Source organism: Streptomyces sp. WAC04114 (genome assembly GCF_019733245.1).
Taxonomy (GTDB): domain Bacteria; phylum Actinomycetota; class Actinomycetes; order Streptomycetales; family Streptomycetaceae; genus Streptomyces; species Streptomyces massasporeus_A.
Map to the genome: position 1 here is coordinate 1 of NZ_JAIGQA010000381.1, position 1,055 is coordinate 1,055.

General features: G+C 76.1%; 1 protein-coding gene. It reads left to right on the top strand.

All coding sequences use genetic code 11. The features are described from left to right. Positions 1-27: 27 nt before the first annotated feature. Positions 28-1,055: D-alanyl-D-alanine carboxypeptidase (locus K4G64_RS39320; RefSeq protein ID WP_221760629.1), on the top strand; the 1,028-nt coding region annotated here is incomplete at its 3' end.

Below are 1,055 nucleotides of genomic sequence, written 5' to 3' on the forward strand. Positions count from 1 at the left end.
TCCCGGCCCGCCGCGTCCGTCATCGACATGACCACCGGCAGGCGCCTGTACGGCGCCGCCTCCGGCACCGGGCTCACCCCGGCCTCCACCACCAAGGTCGCCACGGCCGTCGCCGCCCTGTCCGCCACGGGCACCGACCACCGGCTCACCACCCGCGCCGCCCCGGACGGCAAGGCCCTCGCGGGCGCCCTCGACCCGCTGCTGAAGGACCCGGCCCTCGGCTCCCGGCCCGCCGCGTCCGTCATCGACATGACCACCGGCAGGCGCCTGTACGGCGCCGCCTCCGGCACCGGGCTCACCCCGGCCTCCACCACCAAGGTCGCCACGGCCGTCGCCGCCCTGTCCGCCATGGGCACCGACCACCGCCTCACCACCCGCGCCGCCCTCGAACCCGACACCAAGGAAGTCGTCCTGGTCGGCGGCGGCGACCCCACCCTCACGGCCCGCGAGAAGGCCCAGGGCTCCGCGAGCCTGCGCACCCTGGCCGCCGCAACGGCCGCCGCCCTCGCCGACAAGGGCGTCCGCGACGTCACCCTCTCCTACGACACGACCCTCTACGCGGGCGACGAGATGCACCCGATCGGGGTCGACGGCAACCTCGCCCGCGTCACCCCCCTGATGGCCGACGAGGGCCGCACCGACGACTCCACGAGCGGCCCCGTCGAACGCGTGCCGGACCCGGCGGCGGACGCCGCCCGCCGCTTCGGGGACTTCCTGAAGTCCCACGGCATCAAGACCACCGCCCCCGGCCCGTCCAAGGCCACCACCCGCGCCAAGACCCTCGCCACGGTCTCCTCGCCCCCGCTCGCCGCCCTCGTCGAGCGCATGCTGACCAACAGCGACAACGACATCGCCGAAGCCCTCGCCCGCCAGACCGCGATCGCCACCGGCGACCGCGCCGACTTCGCCGGCGCCGGCAAGGCCATCGGCTCCCGGCTGCGCGAACTCGGCCTCCCCGTCAAGGGCGCCGCCTTCAAGGACGGCAGCGGCCTCGACCGCGCCGACCGGCTCACCCCCGACCTGCTCACCGCCCTGCTCGCCAAGGCCGCCGATCC